The sequence below is a fragment of the Corynebacterium sp. genome (assembly GCF_012837295.1).
GTDB lineage: Bacteria > Actinomycetota > Actinomycetes > Mycobacteriales > Mycobacteriaceae > Corynebacterium.
The window spans coordinates 1-6,586 of the sequence record NZ_DURI01000191.1 but is presented as its reverse complement, the minus strand read 5'-3'; the positions used below and the strand labels follow the sequence as shown (position 1 = coordinate 6,586).

Annotated in this window: 6 protein-coding genes; 1 reads left to right on the top strand and 5 read right to left on the bottom strand. The window is 71.9% G+C overall.

The features are described 5' to 3' along the window. Positions 1-53: 53 nt before the first annotated feature. On the top strand, positions 54-983 hold the full coding sequence (locus tag GX015_RS06450) for a galactosyltransferase-related protein (RefSeq protein WP_291343714.1): 930 nt from the start codon (positions 54-56) through the stop codon (positions 981-983). Positions 984-1,028: 45 nt separating this feature from the next. Here GX015_RS06450 and GX015_RS06445 read toward each other — a convergent pair whose 3' ends face one another. The 5 genes from GX015_RS06445 to GX015_RS06425 all read right to left on the bottom strand — a co-directional run. Beyond that, a complete protein-coding gene (locus tag GX015_RS06445) occupies positions 1,029-1,619 on the bottom strand; it encodes an SAM-dependent methyltransferase (protein ID WP_291343712.1) in 591 nt (196 codons plus the stop codon). Continuing rightward, positions 1,616-2,500, bottom strand: a complete 885-nt coding sequence (locus tag GX015_RS06440) for a PIG-L deacetylase family protein (RefSeq protein WP_291343710.1) — start codon at positions 2,498-2,500, stop codon at positions 1,616-1,618. Before GX015_RS06440 ends, GX015_RS06445 begins: the two co-directional genes overlap by 4 nt. Beyond that, complete coding sequence (locus tag GX015_RS06435; RefSeq protein WP_291343707.1) at positions 2,497-3,582, bottom strand: acyl-CoA dehydrogenase family protein; 1,086 nt, start codon at positions 3,580-3,582, stop codon at positions 2,497-2,499. Before GX015_RS06435 ends, GX015_RS06440 begins: the two co-directional genes overlap by 4 nt. Beyond that, positions 3,579-5,936 carry a catalase gene (locus GX015_RS06430; RefSeq protein ID WP_291343705.1) on the bottom strand — a complete coding sequence of 786 codons (2,358 nt, stop codon included), beginning with the start codon at positions 5,934-5,936 and terminating at the stop codon, positions 3,579-3,581. The genes GX015_RS06435 and GX015_RS06430 overlap by 4 nt, the downstream gene beginning before the upstream one ends. A gap of 183 nt (positions 5,937-6,119) precedes the next feature. After that, the coding region (locus GX015_RS06425; RefSeq protein WP_291343703.1) for an HPP family protein at positions 6,120-6,586 on the bottom strand (467 nt) is incomplete at its 5' end.

The window sequence follows — 6,586 nt, the reverse complement described above, 5'->3', positions numbered from 1 at the left end:
GGGCACCGAAGGCGCCGCCGACCGCGCCGCCGCCGTCATCGAAGGGGTGGCCCGTGGCTGATGATGGGCGCGACGCGCTCGCCGCCCCCATCGCCACCATCGTCACGGTCGCCTCGGTGGGCCGGGCCGCCCACGTCGCCCGCCAGCACGAGGGCCTGGATTTGTGGGCGCCCGATGTCCGCCGCGTGGTCGTCCAGATCGGCGACCGCACCTGGCCGATCCCGGGCGCCGACATCGTCGACTGCACCGGCCCCGGCCCGGTGCGTCTGGGGGAGGCCCGCAACGCCGGCGCCGCCGCCGCGCTGTCCGGCCACTCCGCCACTGGGTCCATCTCTGCCACCGCTCCCGTCGATCCCAGCGCGGACGCCTCCAACGCCGACACCGATTCGGCCGATTCCGGCCTGCTCGTCTTCCTCGACGCCGATTGCGTGCCCGCCCCGGGTCTCGTCGACCGGTACCTGGATGCGGCGGCGCGGGATCCCGGGGCGGTCCTGTCCGGCCCCGTGACGTATCTGGCGGAGGGCATGGGGGAGGTGGGCGTCGTCAAGCTGCCCGAGCTCATCGCCCCGCACCCCGCCCGCCCGAACCCGCCCGCCGGCACGCTGCGCCGCGCCACCGAGCGGGAATATGACCTGTTTTGGTCGCTGTCCTTCGCGGTGACGGCGGCGACGTGGCGGCGCATCGCCGACGACTTCGGCGGCTTCCACGAGGGGTACGCGGGCTACGGCGCGGAGGACACCGACTTCGGCGCGCAGCTGCTCGCCCACGGCATCCCGCTGACCTGGGTCGGCGGGGCGCATGCCCTGCACCAGTGGCACCCGGTCAGTTCGCCGCCGGTGGAGCACCTCGACGACATCCTGCGCAACGGCGCCCTGTTCCGCGACCGCCACGGCCGCTGGCCCATGGAGGGCTGGCTGCGGAGGTTCGAGGAGATGGGCCTGGTCCGCCGCGACGGCGGCGACTGGGTGCGCGCCGGCGGCTGAGCCCCGCGCTCCCTCCGGAACGGTCAGGGGCGGGGCCGAAATGCGTCAGCGCAGGCGCAACACGTCGATGCGGAAATCCGCCTCAATCCACGATCCGATGACGTCGAGCCGCGCCATCTCCGCGAGGCGCTCGTGCACGCCGTCGCCGTCGAGCTCCATGCCCTCGATCGCGTGGCGCCAGTGCACCGCGACGACGTCCGCGCCCGGTTCCGCCTGGTCAAGTAGCTTGTCGACGGCTCCCTCCAGCCCATTCGCCGGAAGGTAGTAGAGGACCTCGGACAGGACGATGAGGTCGATCGGGGCGCCGGGCAGCGGCTCGGCCTCGCCGAGGATCGCGTCGCGGACGAGGACGTGAGCCGGGGTGCGCTCGTCGGCCGCGCGGCGGGGAGCGTCGATGGGCTCCCACGCTTCGACGGCGTCGCAACGGCCCGCGAGATCCGCGGTGAGCACCCCGATGGAGCAGCCCGGCTCGAGCGCTCGGCGGTACTGCCGGCGGGGCAGGGCGGCGAGAGTCAGGTCGTACTTGCGGCGCTCGTAGACGCTGGTCTCGAAGCCCCACGGGTCGGGGCCGTCGGCGTAGATGCCCTCGAAGTAGTCGCGGTTCATGTAGTCGCGGTTCGTGTTGTCCCCGCTCACGGCGTGAACACCCATTCGTCGCCGAGGAAGAATCGCTCGACCACCGCCGGCGGCAGGATCACGGTGGCGTCCGGGGCGTCGGACTGCGGCGTCAGCTGCGAGGCGTGGGCGGCCAGCGCCCGCCGCTTGTGGTCGAAGGCATCGGCGGTGATGTCCTCCGTGAGCACGTCGATCGCCGCCGCGCTTTCGGATCGCGGCATCGCTACCCTCCGCAACCGCTCCCACGGCACGTCAGGGTCGCCGGGCCGCGCCCAGTGCCACATCCACACGGGGAACTCGAGCAGTGCGACGCCGTCCCGCGCCCCGCACCAGCGCCGCACCGATTCCACGCAGACGTGGTGGTCGGGGTGCCCGTCGCCGGACCACGTCACCGCCACCGTCGCGGGCGCCAATTCGTCGAGCACGGGGTGCAGCGCGGCGTCGACGTCCGCCGCGTTCAGGCCGCCGTCGGGCAGTCCCAGCATCCGCAGGTCGATTCCGAGTTCCCGTGCGCCCGCTTCGCATTCCGCTTGACGACGGCCCCTCATCACCTCCGGGGCGACCTCCCCCGGGTGCGACGCAGAGCCGTCGGAGACGCAGACGACGACGTCGAGTGGGTCTGGTGAGTCGAGGGAATCGGCAACGCCGGGAGAGTCGGGGGAGTCGGGCACGTGAGGGGAATCGGGGCGTCGTGAAGTTGAGCGCGCGGCTGAACGGGCGGCCATCGTCGCGCCGAGGCCGAGGACCTCGTCATCGGGGTGAGGGGCGACGACGACCAGGCGGCCGACGTCGAGCGCAATCGCCGGGGCGGTGTGCTCGGCGAGCGCCTCGCGCCACTGGTCGGCGGTGGTCACGCCGGCATCGTCGGTGGCCGCCAACCGGGGCCCGTTGGGGACGGTCACCGGGCGGCGCCTTCGCCGTTGCCGGAAGCTCGATCGTCGGCACCATTCGCGGCCTCATCGGCGGCCAACCGCAGCTCGCCGAGCCATTGTTCGTCGCGCTCGGCGTGGCACTGGCGCGTGTACACGGCGACGTCGGCGAAGCGCTGCGCCACCTCCGCGTCGTGGGCCAGCGGACCGGCGCCGATGGCGCGGCCGACGTGCTCCATGACGTCGGCGCACAATCGGTCCGCCATCGTCCGCACCCGCAGCGCCCGGATCCGCGCGGCCTCGGCGTCGCCGGGGTTCGCATCGATTTCCTCGGCGGCGCCAATGATCATCCATCGGGCCGCGGACAACGCCGCGTCCACCGCCCCCAGATGTGCCAGGGCATGAGGTTTGCCGTGGCGGGAGGCGGTGCGGGCCAGGACGTCGTAAAGCCCGGCGACCCCGCCCAACCAGCACGCCGCGACCCCGACGCCCCCGTGCCAGAAGCCGGGGCGGTCGAGGTAATCGCGCGGACCGCCGACCGTGACGGCCGGCACCGCGTCGAAGGACACCTCGCCGGTGGCCGTGGCCGCCATGCCCGCGCTGACCCACTTGTCCGTCGAACCGCCCACGCCGGGATGGCGCAGATCGACCGCGAACAGGCGGGGCGTGCCGTCGACGCGAGCCGTGACCAGCGCATGCGTGCACCGGCCGACGCCCGAGCACCACGGCTTCACGCCGTCGAGGAGCCAGCCGCCGGACTCGGAGTCGGCGGTGTCGGAAGTGGCGGCATCTGCGGCGGCTCCATCCGAAGCTGCCGTGTCCGAAGCGGCTCCACGCGAAGCCGCGGGGTCGCGCCGGGCCTCCAGCACCGGGTGCGGGGGCTCGGCGGCCCACACGCCCCAGAACTCGCCGTCGCCGACGCGGCGGCCGTCGCCGATCTCGGCGAGGATCGCGTCGGCGTCATGGTCGGCCTCCGCCAACCGGCCCTCCGACACGTCCGCGCGGCAGCCCTCCCACAGGGCGAGGAACCGCGCGGCCGTGTCGCCGGAACCCGGCAACGGCAGGGTGGTGCGGGTCGAGCTGGTCGAGCCGGTGGTGCGGGACGAACGGGTCACGCGCGATCCCACACCCTGTGCTCCGGCATGAGCTTGAGCAGCGACTTCAGCGCCTTCGCGCCGGAGTCGGCCATGACGATGCCCGGCGCCTTCGCGTCGACGTGGCGCTCGACCAGCTTCCGGCCGTCGCCGAAGGCCGCGATGGCCTTCAGGTGGCGGAAGGACTCGCCCAGCAGCACCGCGATCTCCGGGGCGTCGAGGTCGGCGGCGGCGATGACCGCGTCGAACTCGATGGAGCGGGTGTTGAACGTCGTGCGCTGCACGGTCGCGCCGTCGTTCTTCTTGCCCAGCCGACCCGCGTGGTCGGCGATGACCAGCGGCACCATGCCGGCATCGTCGATGCCCTTGATCAGCGCCGACAGTGCCTTGGCGTCGGTGGCGTCATCGGCGATGATGCCCACCTGGCGGCCGTCCAGCGGGAACGGGCCCCGGATCTGCGACAGCGCGGGCGACGGCTCCGGCTCCGGCAGATCCTGCACCGGCGCGGGCGCCGGCAGGCCCAGGCCCGTGGCCACGGACTCGGCGAGCTCCTGGTCGATGTGCGCCAGGACCTCGGCGACCACGCGGCGGCGGATGGTCTCGTCGAAGCACTTGGACAGCTCGAAGGTGTACGCGCTGACCAGGTGGTCGCGCTCGACCTCGGTGAGCGACTTCCAGAACATGCGCGGCTGCGAGAAGTGGTCGTGGAAGCTGGCCGGCTTCTCGCGGGTCTTGATCGCGTCGGCGATCTCCTGCGGCACCTCGATGTAGCCGCCCGCGGTCTCCGGGTCGGCGAGGAACGGGCAGCCGCCGTCGACGGAGTTCGGGTGGTACGCGTTGGCGCCGCCCGGGATGGCGTGCTGGCCGAAGCCGTCGCGCTGCATGTCGTTGACCGGCGCGTGCGGCCGGTTGATGGGCAGCTGCGTGAAGTTCGGGCCGCCCAGGCGGTGCATCTGGGTGTCCTTGTAGGAGAACAGGCGGCCCTGCAGCAGCGGGTCGTTGGTGGTCTCGATGCCCGGGACCATGTTCGACGGGCAGAAGCCGACCTGCTCGGTCTCGGCGAAGTAGTTCGTCGGATTGCCGTTGAGGGTCATCGTGCCGATGATCTCCACCGGCGCGATCTCCTCGGGCACCAGCTTCGTCGGGTCGAGCAGGTCGATGCCCTCGAAGGTCTCCTCGGCGTTGTCGGGGAACACCTGCACGCCCAGATCCCACTCGGGGAAGGCGCCGGCTTCGATGGCGTCGGCCAGGTCGCGGCGATGCAGGTCCGGGTCGGCGCCGCCGGAGAGCTGCGCCTCCTCCCACAGCTGGGAGTGGACGCCGAGCTTCGGCTTCCAGTGGAACTTCACCAGCGACGTTTCGCCCGCGTCGTTGATCAGGCGGAACGTGTGGACGCCGAAGCCCTCCATCATGCGGTACGAGCGCGGGATGCCGCGGTCGGACATGTTGAACATGGTGTGGAACGTCGCCTCGGTGTGCAGGGACACGAAGTCCCAGAAGGTGTCGTGCGCCGACTGGGCCTGCGGGATTTCGCGGTCCATGTGCGGCTTCACGGAGTGCACGACGTCGGGGAACTTGATGCCGTCCTGGATGAAGAACACCGGGATGTTGTTGCCCACCAGGTCGTGGTTGCCCTCGTCGGTGTAGAACTTCACGGCGAAGCCGCGGGTGTCTCGTGCGGTGTCGATGGAACCGCGGAAGCCGGCGACCGTCGAAAAGCGCACGAAGACCGGGGTTTCCACGCCCTCCTTGAGGAATCCCGCACGGGTGATCTTGGCGGCCTTGCCGTTGGAGCGGAACACGCCGTGCGCGCCGGCGCCTCGGGCGTGGACGACGCGCTCCGGGATGCGCTCGCGGTCGAAGTGCTGCAGCTTCTCCTGGAAGTGATGGTCCTGCAGCAACACGGGGCCGCGGGGGCCGGCCTTGAGCGAGTGGTTGGTCTCGGCGCGGCGCACGCCCTGCGGGGTGGTCAGGTACTCGCCCTGCTGCGCGAAGTCGGTGCGGTCGGCGTGGACCGGGCAGCCGGTGGGCGTGGCGGGCTTCGGCGAGGTCTGGTCGGCCTTCGGCTCCAGCGGGCCGCGCGGGTCGGTGGGTTCCTCGTAGGACACCGGCTCGGGGCCGGGCACGCCCGGGCGGACGTCGGCGGGGTCGTGCGCGGCGTTCTTCGCCTTGGCGGCCTTCGCCTTGTCCTTCGCCGAGACCTTCTTCGTGCCCTTCGCGCCCTGGCCCTTGGCGCCGGACTTGGCCCCGGCCTTCTTGGAGCCGGCCTTCACGTCGTTCTTGGCGGCGTCGGCCTTGGCGTTGCCCTTTCCGGAGGACTTGGCTCCGGACTTGGCCTTGCTCTTGCTCTTCTTCTTGTCGCTGCTCGCGGACATGTCGATCACCGTCGCTTCCGAAATCGGGGCTGGTTGGGCGGCCGCCCCCTTCGACCGGGGGTGAACGGGGCTTACGGCCTGTGGGCGCCAGAATAGCCCGCATCACGTGTTCGGGTGGCAAACTTCCATGGTCCGTTGCGGGACCGTTGCTTTACGACGCCGACGTGGTCCGTCGTCCGCCCCTCACCACCAATAGGCGGGGTAGCGCAGACGGCGGACGCGATTGGCCACCAGGCCCGCGGCGATGACCATGACCGCCGACGCCATGAGCACGAGCATGAACCGCGGCGGCTGCTCCGGAGGCATCGTGACCAGCAGCATCGCCGTCGCGGCACCGGGGGAGTGGGCGCAGCGCAGCAGCAGCATCGTGCCGAACGCCAGGCCCGCCGCGAGTCCGCCGACGAGGATCGACCCGCCGAACCACGTCGCCAGCGCCAGCCCGATGAGGCCGCCGATGAGGTGGCCGAGGATGACGTTGCGCGGCTGTGCCAGCGGCAGGTCCGGGCCGCCGACGATGAGCGCGGCGGTGGCGGCCATGGGCGGGATGAGCAGCGCCAGGTGCGTGGCGTCGGCGGCCGCGCCGAGGATGAGCAGCGGGATGGTCACCGCGATGGTGGCGGTGAGGATGTGCAGCAGCGGCGGCCGCGGCG